The 15,472-nt window shown below is 32.7% G+C and carries 17 protein-coding genes; 14 read left to right on the plus strand and 3 right to left on the minus strand.

Annotation, left to right across the window (positions count from 1 at the left end; all coding sequences use genetic code 11):
• Positions 1 to 19 precede the first annotated feature (19 nt).
• The 11 genes from ssb (at position 20) to HCH28_RS18470 (ending at position 11,187) form a co-directional block, all read left to right on the plus strand.
• Positions 20 to 571, plus strand: a complete 552-nt coding sequence (gene ssb, locus HCH28_RS18420) for a single-stranded DNA-binding protein (RefSeq protein ID WP_221682555.1) — start codon at positions 20 to 22, stop codon at positions 569 to 571.
• Between the two features lie 97 nt (positions 572 to 668).
• Positions 669 to 1,814, plus strand: coding sequence for a DNA polymerase III subunit beta (gene dnaN, locus HCH28_RS18425; protein ID WP_221682556.1), 1,146 nt, complete (start codon positions 669 to 671; stop codon positions 1,812 to 1,814).
• A 235-nt stretch (positions 1,815 to 2,049) separates the two neighbouring features.
• Positions 2,050 to 2,298, plus strand: coding sequence for a hypothetical protein (locus HCH28_RS18430; protein ID WP_221682557.1), 249 nt, complete (start codon positions 2,050 to 2,052; stop codon positions 2,296 to 2,298).
• A 39-nt stretch (positions 2,299 to 2,337) separates the two neighbouring features.
• Positions 2,338 to 2,931: a hypothetical protein gene (locus tag HCH28_RS18435; RefSeq protein ID WP_221682558.1), complete on the plus strand. Its 594-nt coding sequence runs from the start codon at positions 2,338 to 2,340 to the stop codon at positions 2,929 to 2,931.
• Between the two features lie 104 nt (positions 2,932 to 3,035).
• Entirely contained in the window at positions 3,036 to 3,236 is a 201-nt protein-coding gene (locus HCH28_RS18440; RefSeq protein ID WP_221682559.1) for a hypothetical protein, read from the plus strand.
• A 353-nt stretch (positions 3,237 to 3,589) separates the two neighbouring features.
• Entirely contained in the window at positions 3,590 to 5,089 is a 1,500-nt protein-coding gene (locus HCH28_RS18445) for a DNA cytosine methyltransferase (RefSeq protein WP_221682560.1), read from the plus strand.
• 1,003 nt (positions 5,090 to 6,092) lie between these two features.
• Complete coding sequence (locus HCH28_RS18450) at positions 6,093 to 6,320, plus strand: hypothetical protein (RefSeq protein WP_221682561.1); 228 nt, start codon at positions 6,093 to 6,095, stop codon at positions 6,318 to 6,320.
• 339 nt (positions 6,321 to 6,659) lie between these two features.
• On the plus strand, positions 6,660 to 7,730 hold the full coding sequence (locus HCH28_RS18455; RefSeq protein ID WP_221682562.1) for a hypothetical protein: 1,071 nt from the start codon (positions 6,660 to 6,662) through the stop codon (positions 7,728 to 7,730).
• A gap of 903 nt (positions 7,731 to 8,633) precedes the next feature.
• Positions 8,634 to 9,647 carry a hypothetical protein gene (locus HCH28_RS18460; protein WP_221682563.1) on the plus strand — a complete coding sequence of 338 codons (1,014 nt, stop codon included), beginning with the start codon at positions 8,634 to 8,636 and terminating at the stop codon, positions 9,645 to 9,647.
• Between the two features lie 116 nt (positions 9,648 to 9,763).
• A complete protein-coding gene (locus HCH28_RS18465) occupies positions 9,764 to 10,255 on the plus strand; it encodes a hypothetical protein (protein ID WP_221682564.1) in 492 nt (163 codons plus the stop codon).
• A 263-nt stretch (positions 10,256 to 10,518) separates the two neighbouring features.
• The gene (locus HCH28_RS18470; RefSeq protein WP_221682565.1) at positions 10,519 to 11,187 is read left to right on the plus strand and encodes a hypothetical protein; all 669 of its coding nucleotides are present in this window, start codon (positions 10,519 to 10,521) and stop codon (positions 11,185 to 11,187) included.
• 81 nt (positions 11,188 to 11,268) lie between these two features.
• Here the strand turns inward: HCH28_RS18470 and HCH28_RS18475 are convergent, their stop codons facing one another.
• The 3 genes from HCH28_RS18475 to HCH28_RS18485 all read right to left on the minus strand — a co-directional run bounded on the left by HCH28_RS18475 (position 11,269) and on the right by HCH28_RS18485 (position 13,537).
• On the minus strand, positions 11,269 to 11,595 hold the full coding sequence (locus HCH28_RS18475) for a hypothetical protein (protein ID WP_221682566.1): 327 nt from the start codon (positions 11,593 to 11,595) through the stop codon (positions 11,269 to 11,271).
• 44 nt (positions 11,596 to 11,639) lie between these two features.
• The gene (locus HCH28_RS18480) at positions 11,640 to 12,464 is read right to left on the minus strand and encodes a DUF4121 family protein (protein WP_221682567.1); all 825 of its coding nucleotides are present in this window, start codon (positions 12,462 to 12,464) and stop codon (positions 11,640 to 11,642) included.
• A 122-nt stretch (positions 12,465 to 12,586) separates the two neighbouring features.
• Positions 12,587 to 13,537, minus strand: a complete 951-nt coding sequence (locus tag HCH28_RS18485) for a hypothetical protein (RefSeq protein WP_221682568.1) — start codon at positions 13,535 to 13,537, stop codon at positions 12,587 to 12,589.
• Positions 13,538 to 13,901: 364 nt separating this feature from the next.
• Here HCH28_RS18485 and HCH28_RS18490 point away from each other — a divergent pair, with 364 nt between their 5' ends.
• From HCH28_RS18490 to HCH28_RS18500, 3 genes are all read left to right on the plus strand, one after another.
• Entirely contained in the window at positions 13,902 to 14,153 is a 252-nt protein-coding gene (locus tag HCH28_RS18490; protein WP_221682569.1) for a hypothetical protein, read from the plus strand.
• A 12-nt stretch (positions 14,154 to 14,165) separates the two neighbouring features.
• Positions 14,166 to 15,062, plus strand: a complete 897-nt coding sequence (locus tag HCH28_RS18495) for a 5'-3' exonuclease (RefSeq protein WP_221682570.1) — start codon at positions 14,166 to 14,168, stop codon at positions 15,060 to 15,062.
• 67 nt (positions 15,063 to 15,129) lie between these two features.
• Entirely contained in the window at positions 15,130 to 15,462 is a 333-nt protein-coding gene (locus HCH28_RS18500; RefSeq protein WP_221682571.1) for a hypothetical protein, read from the plus strand.
• Positions 15,463 to 15,472: the final 10 nt, after the last annotated feature.

Raw genomic sequence — 15,472 nt, forward strand, 5'->3', positions numbered from 1 at the left:
ATGATTAGGAGAAATTCAAATGATAAATCGTGTCGTATTAGTCGGAAGACTAACTAAAGATCCTGAACTACGTTATACACCCAATGGAATTGCATGTACTAGATTTACAGTTGCTGTGAATCGTACATTTTCAAATCAACAAGGTGAGCGTGAAGCGGATTTCATCAGCTGTATAGCATGGCGTAAGCAAGCTGAGAATCTTGCCAACTTTATGAGAAAAGGCAATTTAATTGGTGTTGAGGGTCGTATTCAAACTGGTAGTTTTGAAGGCCAAGATGGAAAGCGCGTATACACTACTGATATTGTAGCGGATAGTGTACAGTTTTTAGAGCCTCGTAATAACAACAGCGGGCAAAGTAATGGACAAACCCAAGGAAACAGTCAGCCATCTTATGGTGGGCAACCGCAACAACAATTTGGTGGAACTAGTGGACAGGGCACTTATAGTGGTTATAGTAATCAGCCAAATCAACCATCAATGAATCAACCAAACTATACGCGAGTAGATGAAGATCCATTTGCCAATAGTAAAGGACCGATTGAAGTGTCTGAAGATGATTTACCCTTCTGACAAAAAATGCCAAATAAATACTACTCAATTAAAACGAACAGTGGTTTAAATACTGTTCGTTTTCTAAATTACTTATGAGAATGGGAGAATAAATACTATGGAGATTAACGTAACGAAATCAATTTTACTAAAAGAGTTAGCAGTTGCTAGCAAATTCCGTGGAAAAGAAATAAAGGGTGGGGGAATTACTGAAGGTAGTCCGTATATTGCCCTTAGCGCTTCAGAAAATGGGTTAACAATTCGTTCAACTGACAAGCAAGTTTACTATCAAAATATACTGCCTTTAGAAATAGTTGGAGAAGAAGATCTTGAACAAGTACATGTTGTAAAAGTACCTGGCCAAGCAACACTTACTCATAAATTTGAAGAGGTGCTACGTAAATTTCCTTCAGAAACAGTCAATATTAAAGTTACAGGGGAAAAATTAATTCTTACTTCTGATGGAGTAAATGCAGAAGTAGCGACTCTAGAGTATGATTTCCCTGCACCCCCGTCTGGGAAAGAAGGAGAATCGATTAATTCACCTAAATCATTTTTTGAAAACATCATCTCTACTACTGGGTTTGCAGCTGGTGAAAGTGATTCTCGTCCAATCTTAAAAGGCATTAACATTAAGGGAGACGGAAAAACTTTTACAGCTGTAGCAACAGATAGTCATAGATTAAGTAAATATGAAGCAGAACAGTCAATCGTTATTGACAATATTACAATCCCATCAAAGCCATTTGCGAGTGTCTTAGAGACTTTAAATGGAGATGAAAAAGTTAAATTAACACCTTTAGAAAACTACGTTAAATTAGTACAAGAAGATAGAATTGTATTCATACTTTTACTTGACGGTGTTTTTCCTGACACTACAAAATTAGTTAGCATAGGAGATACAAATACATCTTCACATCTTAAGATCAATGCAAAAGAACTTATAAATGCTATTGACCGAGCTATACCATTTGCTAAAAATGATAAAGGTAAACCAATGGTCCACCTTGAAATGATTGAAAACAGCATTAAGATCTTCTCTAATGCTGAAGACGGTTCCATGACTTCTACAATTTCACTTATAGAAGCAAGTGAAAAAATCTTATCTGAGAAGATTGTCTTGAATGCTAAGTATATGATTGATGCAATCAAATCACATAGCAGTAAGGAAGTGACTATTGTTATTGAGTCCAAACAAAAACCTGTTTATATTATTAGTAAAGATACAAGCAACACTCAACTAGTACTTCCAATAAAATACTAACAACTTACTAAAAGGTCCATTTATTGGGCCTTTTCTTATGGATTTTTATTAATTTATGGTATATAATATCAACATACTATTGAATTTACGCATACCCTCAACCAAACGGTAGAGGTTTTAAAGCACTTCATTTAATTAGTGTTCATTCTTATCCCATAGGATAAGTCTGTTCATTTACTAAATGAGGTGCTTTTTTGCGTTTTCTTTAGTAAATAATTTTTTAGGAGGCAATATTATGCCACAAGAATTAATTAAACGTCTGGAGAAACGTATCAATTCAGCTTACAAGTCTTCTTTTTGGTCTACATTACAAGGAGAAGGGGATTTCATTAATTTCAATGAATCATCCAAAGAACATACTTATGCATTGCGAGCTGCTTCAGATTATTTAGAGGAAATTCTAAGTTCACCATTAATAGCTAGAGTCTATACGATTGTAGTTAAAATGAAAAACGGTTCATTACAAGTTTTAAAAGTAGATTAAAAATTGAACTATATTAAGTGCCAGGAAAAGGAGCTAGCTATGAATATAATTAAAGATAATATTTCATTTTTCGATGAAATGGATGAAACAAAGGCTACTTGTGCAAAGTGTGGAGGAACATTTGATGAGTGTGAAGTAAAAATGATTGATTATGATATAGATTTATGCGTTAAATGTGAATCCAATATCAAAAGCGGCTATTTCAAAATAAATGAACCAGTCATGGTACGAGAAGATTTCCATATCGTAGCTGTATATATCCCGTCTGAAAAAGAGGATAACAACGCTATTATGTTTGGGACAGATAAGAATAACGTATTTCCTAGTTCAAACGAAGAATTAGGTGACAATATGAAACATATTTTTTCAGCTACTTACTTTGATTATCCGCACCGTTATTCAGACGATTTTTCACCTGAAGAAATGATCACGTTTGACTCAATAGCTAAGTATAGTCGTGGAGAAATATTCATTAAGTCTGGGTTAGTTGAGTTTGTCTCATCTAACCATAAAAACACAATTTATCCCAAAGCTATTTACGGTTGTAAATTTACAGGAAAAGGTATTACAAAAATTGAAGATAATATTGTAATCGAAGCCTTAGAGTCTGTTCGAAGAACATGGGGCGTTTAAGTGCAGAAATTTAAAAAATTCATATCATGAATTTTAAAAGGGGAACGAGGTAATTCGTTCCTCTTTTCTAATTCAAAGAGATATTATACCAGGAGGAACAGGAAATGAACGAATACGTAGGTGTAAAAGAGATTGCTGAAGTTGGAGCTTCTATTCAGTTCGAAATAGATGGACAAGTTCTAGACTTAGCAGTCGAGGAGGTATTCGACAATTATGTAATAGTAACTGGCAGTATCAAGGTACTACATAAAGATTACATCATTACAGCATACGATCTACAAGAACGTAATATGAGGTACTTATAATGTTAATCTAATTACTAATATTTAATTGAATTATTGAACGTTAGAAAGAAAATGTTCAGTAGAATAAACATTTTTTGAAGGAGTGTATTAAATGTGGCCGCATAGCTATTGAGCTTTACCCTGAAGATACTGATTTTGATAAGTTAAACACTGATTTCGAACACGATTTCGATTGTAGCCAACTGGATGAAGAAGATGAAGAAATTGACTGATGAAATCAATAAGCATTCCGTGAAAATTATGAACATTTTGAGGGATGAACTAGAAAATAAATAGCTTGTTATAAAAGAGGAACGAATGCCAATTATCGTTCTTCTTTTTATATGAAAACTTTAAGAAGGGGATTAAAACAAATGATTTCAAAATGGTTAAAGAAACGTAAAGCCAAACTATCTAGTCGCGGGATTTACATTCAGGATAAGGAATTAAAACATTCCAATTTTAAAATTGGACATAATTTTAAATATTTAGTTGATCTAAACAAAAAACAGATACGAATTGTTCCGTGCGAAGAACAAACCAATAATACCGTTTCGAAACGTGAGTTAAAAGATGGCTATAAACCAGTACTTGATATACGAGATAAAAAGGCCCTTAATGCATTTCAAGGCGCTGATTATTTAGAAGTGCTCATTTTAGAAAACGAGATCCTTGTAAAAGGAATTAAAGAGCGTAAGATTAAAAAATCATCTATATTTAGATTATTTGATTTTAAAAAATCTACTAATACATTTAATGTTTCTATTGATAAAGAAGAACTAGCTTCAGTAGTAGGTGGCCATGACTTTACGGTTTCATTTAATCAAACAACTGAAACAAAAGGTTATAAGCTGGCCGAAAATTTACCGCTTCTTATGCGTGCTATCAGCCTGTTCAGCGGTTGTGGTGGCATGGATATTCCATTCATTCAAAATGGTATTGAAGTTGTATGTGCAGTAGAGAAAAATAGTGAAGCAGCTGAAACTTATCGATACAATCTCGGTGATCATATTCATGTAACCGATATAACACAATTCGATAAATCTATATTTATGAATTGCCATGCTCCTATCATCTTTGGCGGTACCCCGTGTCAGGGATTCTCAAATGCAAATAGACGTTTGAGCTTTTTAGAAAATCCAAATAACTTACTTGTTCGTGAGTTTATTAGTTCTGTGAAAGCAAATAAGTATGCTCAAATCTTTGTCATAGAGAATGTTCCCCAAATTTTAACCGCTGGGAAAGGGCAGTTCTTACAAGAAATTAAAGATGAGCTTAAAGATTTTCATATTACCCATGGTGTTCTTAACAGCATGGATTTTGGAGATGCACAAGACCGCTCACGGGCTTTTCTAATAGGTTCTAAGATTGGTCCTATTTCATTACCAAAACCGAATACAGAAGTACCGAGAACGGTTTATGAAGCTTTTGAAGGATTGGATACAAAGGTACCAAATCAAGAAGATTTTACATTCTCGAAAAAGGGCACCATTGAGAGAATGAAATGTATCCCTCAAGGAGGAAATTGGCAAGATTTGCCCGATCATTTAAAAACTAAAAGTATGTTTAAAGGAAGTACTCAAAGCAATGTATATAAGCGTTTAAAATGGGACAAGCCTTCATGTACAGTTGTAAATCCAAGAAAATGCTTACTTACTCATCCTGAAGAAGATAGAATACTTTCAGTTAGAGAATGTGCTCGTCTATTTTCTATACCCGATGACTTTGTATTTAAAGGCAGCCTAGAATCTAAACAACAGCAAATTGCCAACGCGACACCTGTGCGGATGGTAAGTGCAGTAGTTCAAAAAGTAAAGGAAGCTATTTTATCCTTTAATGCAATAATTAAACGGCAGTCATTTTCTCTTGTTTGATTAGCTGCAAATATAATCTTTAGTTGAAATTCTATAACATAACAAATATATATAATAAAAAAGCGACGAATCTATCAGCGTCGCTTTTTTTGTAACCAATCCTTAATAGAGCATTCCTTGGAATTCTCTTGACATCTAGCTTGGTTTTTAGTTTTATTATATGTATATGAATTAATTTTTCTAACTTAGGAATTTAATTCATACAAGTAAAAAACCCCTTGTTGGCAGCAAGAGGTTTTTGGTCTACGATATACGCACCAGCAAAGTTTGTTTATCGTAATTTCTTAAATTGATTAATACAAATAGAATTATAAGCAATAATAAAAAATATTGCAATCAATTTTATTATAAAACTATTAATCGTTTATCTAATTATCTGATTTTAATAAACAGTAAACAAAGTTTCTTTGGCGACGTATAGGTAGGGCCTCTAGTTTAATAGATGGTCTTTTTTTCGTGGTCCTCTTCATCTGCTGCAGCAAGTATAGCTAGTGGGGAACTGGCTTAATAGAAACTTTGTCGAACTAACGTGCCCTTGACATATTAGCGGAAGTTTAAGATAATTGCTTTTGAAAATATCTTAAATATTCCCGTTTTGTAATATGTTGCGGAAGCACCGAGCATACGACTAGTTTCGTATGCTCTTTTTTTATTCTTTAATCCATTTTAAGGAATATTAACGACAAAAAAGCCGCTTTACAATGACCAATCAAAGTAAAACGGCGTGCTTTAGGTTTAGTCTAGTGAATCGGGAAATTCTCTAGACGGGCGTGAACAACTGCGGGAACAGTTTTCACAAACTAGGTTTTAAGATGTATAAATGAATATATGACCACTTCAAAAAATCGGATTTTTTGAGGCGTCTTTAGTTTTGCCTTTTTTAAGACTTCTAAGAATAATCATATCAACTCTTGCCAAATATATCAATGAATTTATTGTAATCTCTTTTCTAGTGTGTTAATTTTGAATGTGTAACACATTTTTTTCTGAAGGAGGAATTAGGATGGTTACTTATACTCGTACAGCAACACCTGCGCGACAAAAAAAATCTATGTTAGTTCGTTTGGAAGAGGATATGAGTAAAAAAGTTGATGCAATCCGTCAAAAACACGATCTCCAAACAGATCAAAGAGTAGGAATTGCATTGTTAGAGTATGCAATTGACGCATTTGAGCGTGGAGAGTTTAAACTCATTGAACGTTCTAAAGCAACTACTAGAAGTACTAAATGATTATAAACAACAAGAAATATAAGACAAAAATGAAAAAACCGCTTCACAGATTTGGTCGTCTGCAAAGCGGATGCTTTAGAAGTCGTCATTCGAATTTGGTCGATTCGATTGACTTGGTGTAAAAGCTGCTGGTCACAGTTTTTACGAAGTGGTCTTAAAATTGAGAATAACTAATTACTAAATACAATTTCATAAATACTAACGCAACCTTTTTCAAAAAATTAGATTGAAAAGGGCCACTTTAATATTGCCAAAAAACGGCCTTGTTTAGTTACTTACATAATAACAAGTCTTACAAAAAAATTCAACGTGTTTTACATAGAAAGGAGGAGTTAATATATGGCAAAAGTGCGTAAATTAGATGGAATTATTTTCTATCAAGCTGAATTAGAGTTTTTAAAACTACATTTCCGCGAATATTCTACTAGTTTAACAGCTGCATCCCTAGTTACATATTTACTCCTCCGCAGTAATTGTGATGAAGAAGGATTAATACGTGAAGACGATTTTGTCCTAAAACACTTAACTGATAAATATGATCTTCCATATAGCTCGATTAATAAAGGTTTATTACGATTAGAAGATCTTGGTTTTGTATGTAGAGTATCAGTAAACCAGAAGCATTACATACAAATACCTTTAGTATCACGTTTTGCAGTAAAAGATGACCCCAAAAAATCAGCAGAACTCAACTATTTCCGTATTCCTCATTATATTTTTGAAAATGGATACTTAAATGCATTCATTAAAGCTAGAGATGTTTCAGGTATAGTTGGGCTACTGGACATCATTAATGCATTATATCGCGATTATTCAAATAAATCTCAGTCTGTTATCAAACGTAAGATCCAACCATTGCTGTTAAAAATGAAGAAGAGCTTACGAAGCGGTAAAGACTGGTTGAAGCGTCTTATCAACAATGGAAATGGTTTGATCAAAGAGGTTAATTTTGAACAACGGGATACATTCGGAAATTCTGTAGTTGAATTAAGGTTCAATTCAGATGCGTTTAATGAACGAGAAGTTAATCCGATTGAAGAAGCAATTACAGCGATTGCAAGAAAAGAAATTCGCAAACACTTTAAAAACAGCTCTATACAATACAAAAATAGTGAGTTAACAAATTGCATTAATATCTTTAAGTCAGATGTATTAACACATTTACACAAACTGCCGAATGTAGTAGCAAACGATATGGCATTACATATAACAAAAAATTTACTAGTAGATATATTACCAAGAACGATATACGCGATAGAACATTCGAAAACAAGAAACCTTCCAGGTCTCTTCCGAGTTCGCTTAAAAGGGTTCTTAAATGATTTTGTTAAGTCAGATGAGCATACGAGAACATTGATACGGTTTGCTTATCAGAAAACAAATACTGAAATACCTCCATTATTTACATAACAGCCTTTTTCAAAAATATAAAATGAAAAAGGCTATTTGTCATTGTTATAAACGAGTCTCTTTTAAAATTCAAAAGAACTCGTTTTTTTTTGGCTTAAAATATGTAATTTACTTACAATTCTCTGTCTTTTTTAATCGATTTCACGTTTGTGGATATTGTTAGTAGTTGAAATAAGGCTGTGGAAAGTCTTTTACATAAATGTTGAAACAGTTAATAAGAGTTTTATTGCTTGTTAATTGATAGGAATAAGATATTTCAGGGATTTAGGGAAAGTGAAAGAATATAGATGCCAGAAGGGGTTAGGAGGGAGTAAGTTATCCCCTATAAATATATATATTGATTATTTACTACTGTATTTTTATTAGCTGAGGTTTATGTGAGTGAAATTAGTTTTTTTTCTTTTAATGTTGTAGATGATATTTACTAATAAGTATTTATATTTTTAATTATGTTTTGCTATTCAATGAAAGGATGAATACCAACATAATTAATAATCTCCTATTATTATTCCCAATAAATTATTTAGTTAAATCTTAAACATTAATATGAATGACATTTAAAGCGTATGGAAAGAAAAGTAGTAGTGAGGGGTATGTATTAAGCTTTAATAGACGATTGGCAATGAGCTCCTTATAACTTAAGATGGGAGATGAGGCATTGTTTACATAAAATTTAAAGAAGGGAAATCCTTAGTGCTATATTATTTTCAATGACTATCAATAGGGATAGTAAAAGAATATGCACTAAATTAGATATTTAATCCTGTTAAGATGTAAGCAACGAATGAAAAGGTAAGGGCTATACTTATACTCTAATTCTTTATTTTTGATATTAAACAAGCAGTTATATGATTGTAAAATGTAAATGGGAATGTACTTTTTCTATTTAAAGGAGGCGGTCATTTGGTATTACGCTTAAGTTCCGACGAGTTAGCTGTATTAATTATTAATGGATTGATAGAACAAGATGAGGATTTTAAAAAAGAGCTAATAAGTAAAAATGATGAAAATGAATTAAAAAGGGTTTTTCACACAACTCGTAGTTTTGCTAAAGAGTATAGTTATCCTGAATCTGAAGTCATCAATATAATTGATAAATTTATAACATCACGTGGGTTGAATTTTTTTGAACAAATTAGTATTAGCGAGAATGGCCACAAAAGGAATATAGGTCCTTATCATATTGGTCCAAGTGTTAGTAAATACTTATTAGAAAACGAATTTTGTAAAATATCACAATTAAATATTTCAAAAAAAGTAGATATATCTATAAATGATATTTCCGATAAATTCAATATTCCGTTTGAGATTTTGAGGCATGACTTATTTGTTTTTTTATTTCCAAAATGGAAAGAGATACCTCGAAAACGACCTGAACCTATATTAAATAAGATTGAAATTATAGACGAAGATAAAATTCCTTTAATTGAAGATTTTTGTAGTCAGTATCTTTCAATAGAGGAATTTGCAACAAAGTACGGTTTTCCAGTCGTTGACGTTACGATTGCTCTTCAATCTGACCATTCTTTATTTTACCCTTCCAATCGATACTTAATATATTTAACCCAAGAGAAAACTCTAAGTCCTGAAAGGCTAAAATGGCTTTTAAATGAGGCAGTAATGTGGAAATCAGTGAAAGAATTATCAAAAATGTATGGGGTAAGTGTAAAAAAAGTTATCAATGTTTTAAACATCGAAAAGGATAGACGAGTAAGTACCTATCATAGGACGGGTACAGACGAAAATTCTTATGTTATAAGCTCAAATATGCTTCAAATGCTTAATAACTTTTTCATTTATAACGATGTGCCAATACATCACAAAAAAAGCCCCTTGGATTCAAGTGTCGGCTATGGTAATACACCTAACAGTAGAATGGGGAAGTCATTAACAAAGGACTGGCCACGTTTTTTATAAGAGGTTATTGCTTTTCACCGTACATGGAGCGTTAATTAAAGATTAGAGTTGCTTATGCAGCGCTTTTTTCGAACCTAAATCTACAAAGAACATGCTATAATTGTGATGGAAAATTGTTGAATAAAGTTATTGGGAAAGAAGTGGTACAGATGAGTTGGACAAAACTAGATTTTGGAAGACACGAAGGTAAAACACTGCCTCAAATTTTATTTAAAGATCCAGATTGGTTTTACTGGGCTTATGAAAACGAAATACTGGATGGGAAAATTCCTCACAGTGAAGTACAGGAAATTTATGAGAAATCCCGCAATATAAAAATACTACAAAAAGATTATCACGCAGAGTTTGTATTTGATGGTATCCGAGGTGTTTTTGCGGACATGAAATTGGTTCCTTCTGACCGACCAGAGCATGTTGGAACGAGTCAAACCCGACGATTGGACAGGATAGATATGGCTTTAATTCGATTTGCCAAACAATATGACAAGCTGGGATACGATTTGCTAATTCCCATTCTGAAAGAGATTTTGTTTGGGAATAGTAAACTTATAATGACAAAAAAAAGAGCTGAAGATTTCTTTAATGATTCAAACAATTTTTTACTATAAACAAACCATGCATTCCTACAAAACTATTTTAGCAATTAGAACTGTTACTAGTATAAAGATGTTCAACACCCAGGCACATTTCTTAATCAGAAATGTGTCTTTTTTAGTTTAAAGGTCTGATTATTAAATAGCATATTGTGGAAATCATGGATATTTGAAATAATTGAGCAGGCGAGGAAGGAGAACTAATCAAAATGATCCGTCGCTTTATTTATGGAATAAACATTCCACTACTAATGTATTAATGAGGAAGTGTAAAATTTATGCTGAGAAAAATTGAAAGATTTTTATTTGAAGAAGATAGAGACTGGAAAAAATATCATAGATGGACTATTGTTGTATCCTTTATTTCTAGTTACTTCTATGTTGTATTTGGCATTGAAATGGGTGTTACCGACTCTGAAAATGGTTATAATGGACTGGCGTATTTAAGGGAAAACGGAGTGAACTGGTTTACTTTCACTCTAAGTATACTTTCTGTTTTTGGAGTATTTATCATTCCTGGTATTTTAATAGCAAAGGGCATCAATATCATTTTCAATGGTAAACCCAATACTATGACAGAAACAGGAAAAAAAGTTCCGAAACTAATAGGAATTTCAGTAGTTTTTATTTTTCTATACTATTTTTGTGTAATTATTCGCGGTGATATCAGTTGGCCAAATGTGAAGGGGGTAGGTTTTAAAGACTACTTCTATTTGATTGGAATTATCATACCCTCTATGATTCTTTCATATGGCGAGGCTATAAGAACAAACAATGAACACAAAGATGCACTTAAATTTAAGGAAGATGAATGTATAGAAAAAGATACTACTATTCATAATTTGAATAGGGAAGTTAGTGATTTAAAAGAACAGCTAAAATTGTATAAAAAGTATGAATGGTTAATAAAACTAATCGAAAATAATTTTCTGAAAAATAAAAAGTAAAAGTATATAAGCTTTTATTGAAGAATAGCCTTGTTAGTTTGATATAACAAACTTACAAGGCTATTTAAGTACCAAGTATATTTAATAAGGAAATAAAGCATCCAATAGAATATCTTCAAGATCTCCAGTTCCTAAAAAGACAAGATTACCTTCATTAACTGCAAGGATAATCTTGTTCTCCTCTAGAATTTCTAAGAAGTTTATAAATGAACAATCAGAAATATAGCGATTAAAAGCGTTAACTGAAATACTGTTTCCTTTTACTGTAGCATCAAAAGCATTTGTTGCAATCCTTGCCCAAGCAGTAGGATTTTTACTTAAAATGTCTTTAGTTAATGGATCTAACATTTCACATTTACTGATTAATTTCATATATTCTTTATTATTATCGTTAGCAATTGTTTTCATAAAATAGTCTCCTTTTATTTAAGATAATCTAACTACCTTAAAGTCTAAATTTTATTAATTTCGATTCTATCGTTCATGTAAGGCATATATGTTGTAACCGTTGTACCTTCGACCACTCGTTTACACTCATAATGTTTACCATTCCAAAGAATTGTATCAATATTAGCATTACTCAAGGCTAGGTACTCTTCCAATGGAATAGAAGTATTGACCTGTTTGTAAGTCCAGACGACGATACTATTGAAATTATTTTCTGCAGCTTCAACACCATTAAAAGTTTTTAACCAATGTTGATATTCTTCTTTTGTTTTAAAGGCAGCATGACGTTGACCACCTTTTGAAATTAGGTAATTATAATCTGTTTCTTTGTCATGTTCGCGGTTGTGTACCAAGAATTTATCGTGTGTCTTTGTTGTAAATTTGTGTTCTCCTTTTGTATACTCCCAGACAGAAACCTCAGCGGTAAATTGAACAGCTCCGTTCGCACATGGACCATTATGGCCCCATGTTTTAAATGATTTTCTAGCAGTACCAACATATCGAATGTTACTTGGGATAAAGAACCATGCTCCGCCACTAGTGGACGTTTTTATTTTGTTAGTATGTTGATTAGCTTCAATAAATGGAACATAAGGCTTCTCACAGATATATAGTTGATCCTTACATACATTTTCAATATGTGCATAAGCATGATATTCACCGTAACTGTTTGTAAACTGCACTATATCTCCTACTTGAGGTGTTGTAATATCTCTACAACTCTCGATATGTAGCACAAGAGATTGTATTTTTTCAAGATCCATTTCATTAACACCGTATAGTTCATCGTAGCTTTCGTTAAAAGTTTTTAATTCATTAATTGTGTTCATTATAATTTCTCCTTTTGTTTAAAATATTGTTATTTGTTTTTAAAAAATAAAAGAGTTTCGCAGGATTTCCCAACAAAACTCTTTCGCAGTTTTATCAAACTGATATGCCTAAATAATTGGCTTTAATTAATTTTTGGAAATGAAACTACATTACTATTTTTAGTAGATAATTGAGTGTTCAATTCCATAGATTTTTTTTCGTAATACGGTTCATATTCACTTCCCCAGGATGGAATAGTCTTACTTGGGTAAGGGAATGGAGCAAAATGTGGATTCTTCCATTCAGGGAAATGATCTGGAATAGTAAGGCCTTGAATAGTTAATTCACAGCGTTGTCTACGCTCCATTTCTAAATAATAGGCCCTTACAAAAGTAATACCAACTTCCCGATCTGGAAATGCATCTCTCCATGTAACTTGTATCACGCAGTCGTTTTCTTTTAGCTCTTGTTCCAAACGTAAGGGATTGAACTTAATGAAAGCCTCAATCATAAATAAACCGCGTTGGAATGCTGCTAGTGTAAAAGGAAGCGTCAGAAGTGGCCAATCGGTTAACATTGATAGCTCTAATATGAAGTGAACGAAGAATATCCAAATAAAAGGTACCAAGAGATACAAAAGGCATTTGGTAATATTCTTTATTCCGATTACGTCAAAATAAGTGGGGCGACTCCAAGGTTCAATGGAATCGAAATCTTGAAGAACATATACTCTATCTCGAAACGAATTAACGACTAAGCGATAAAATGTATCGTTGATATAAGCATAATCAGCTGGCCGTATCGACCCTGGAGGATTTTTTAAGTAGAGTAACATAATAGGGGGAACATAGGGCGTGTTAAAATACCTCTGAATTTCAGCAAGATATTGATTAACCCTCATATCTTCCATTATGTCGTACTTATAATTCTTTGCTTTGGGGAATATGTTTTTGCACAACAAGAGTACAAGTAATAAATTCCACCATTCACGAATGAATTGAGTGTACCCAGCAAGCCATCTAGTATCATTAAAATAGTCAACTAGCAAGCAAACAGGAAACAACACTAAGATGATTAAAACAGGTTTAAACATTTAATAACCTTCCTTCTCTATGGAATTTTTAGGTAAATAAAAAAAGCACCCCATAGCGAAAAAAGCATAATAGCTTCATTCTCTAGGAATGCTTTAATTAAATAATCCCTTCACCGTTTGGTTAGGGTAGTAAAAGAAAAAATAATTCGATAACTCATTTTACCATAAAAATTTATTTTAGGTATATTTTAAATTTAAATATGCTATAATTTCGGTATACACTTTTTCTTTTTTTAACTAGAACCTTAACCACACGGTGAAAGGCTAAAATTTTTAAAACTCATTATGAGGTAATAGCAGGATAAGTCTGTCCTTTTGCTACCCTTATAATGAGTTTTTTTGTTTTTTAATAAGGAGGGAACTTATGCAAGAGGTAAAAGTAGTAACAGCATTTGGTTGTTGTGCTTTTTGGCAGACATGTAAATTAGGTACTGAAACATGTGTCTATGAAGTTAGTAATCCAGCTAAACAACAAGCCTGTGGCACTTTTAAACGTGCTAAACGAGCAGCATCATGTACGAATGTACACAAAACAGTAGAAGTTGATCAATCTCATCAATTAATCGAAAGAAACACTTTCGAAACGGATGAGGATGGACAACTTTCTTTATTTTAAGGAGGAATATCAATGAGACAAATCTCTATATTTGATGACTATTTCGCAGAGGAAAAAATAAGTACTCCCAGTAGAACAAATTGGCTATTAATAGACGGTAACAATTTAATGAATCGAGCATACTTCGCAACTGCAAATAATACTATGTCGGCACCTGATGGGACTCCGACAAATGGTGTTACACAGTTTTTAAAGATGTCATTGAATTACCAAAAACAAATTAATGCTAATATTGTAGTTTTTTTTGATAAAGGTAAGGGATTTCGCAAAAAATTATATCCTCCTTATAAGGAAGGACGCAATGAAACGCCAGAGTTATTGACGCAGCAGTTTCCGGTTATAAGAGAAGTATTAACTGCAGCTGGTATTCCGTATTTTTGGAGCGAGGATTTAGAGGCAGATGATCTTATAGGCGCAGCTTGTAATTCGTTAAGTGGCCATAAATATATTCTTTCAAACGATAAGGATTTACTTCAATTAGTTCGAGAAGATGTTACTGTTGTTGTAAGAAAGAATAAGGTCGATGTAATGGTGACACCCAATCAATTTTCATTAGATTGGGAAGGTTTAAATCCACCTCAAATAGTAGATATTAAAGCACTTGCTGGAGATGTTTCCGATAATATTATCGGTGTCACAGGTATTGGAGACAAAGGAGCACTTAAAATTATTAAACATTTTGGGTGTGTAGAAAAAATTGTTATGCCTTTTCCAAAGGAAATTAAAAGATATGAGAAGAAATTTGAAGGCAGCGGTATGAGCGATGCTTTGTTTGCAAAAAAATTAACTACCTTGAAGGTAGATACACCGCTTCAAATAAAAGAATATGAGATTAACGAATCTGGGCTTATTAACATTTGTGAGAAATACGCAATGAAGTCGATTATTAATCTGATTATGTATTACTAAAAGGACTGTTGATGACAGTTCTTTTTCTCTTACTTATTGTGAGATTTATTTTAAGGAGGCTAACTGTATGTTAGAAAAGATGTGGAAAGAGCTTGAAAATGCTGAAGAAAAGTCGACATCGGCTGAAATTCTTGCATGGACCTACTTTAATCCACCAGGAGAGCAGATCAAAGATATACAAGTACATTTTGATTCTTGGGATCTAGAAGATTTTGAATTGGTTTATGATCAAGTACTGCAACTTCCACCATTAGAAGGTGAAATGTGGCATGAGACGCGGTTTGGGATTACAGATTTTGTTTCAAAAATAGACTTTTTTGAAGGTTCCAATTTGTCAATTTTACCAGAGTATTTTTGGTTTAAAGTAAGTAAACCAAATATAAGACAAAAGTTCTTTTAGGAGGAACTGA

Source organism: Lysinibacillus sp. K60 (genome assembly GCF_019731275.1).
GTDB classification, from domain to species: Bacteria; Bacillota; Bacilli; order Bacillales_A; family Planococcaceae; genus Lysinibacillus; species Lysinibacillus capsici.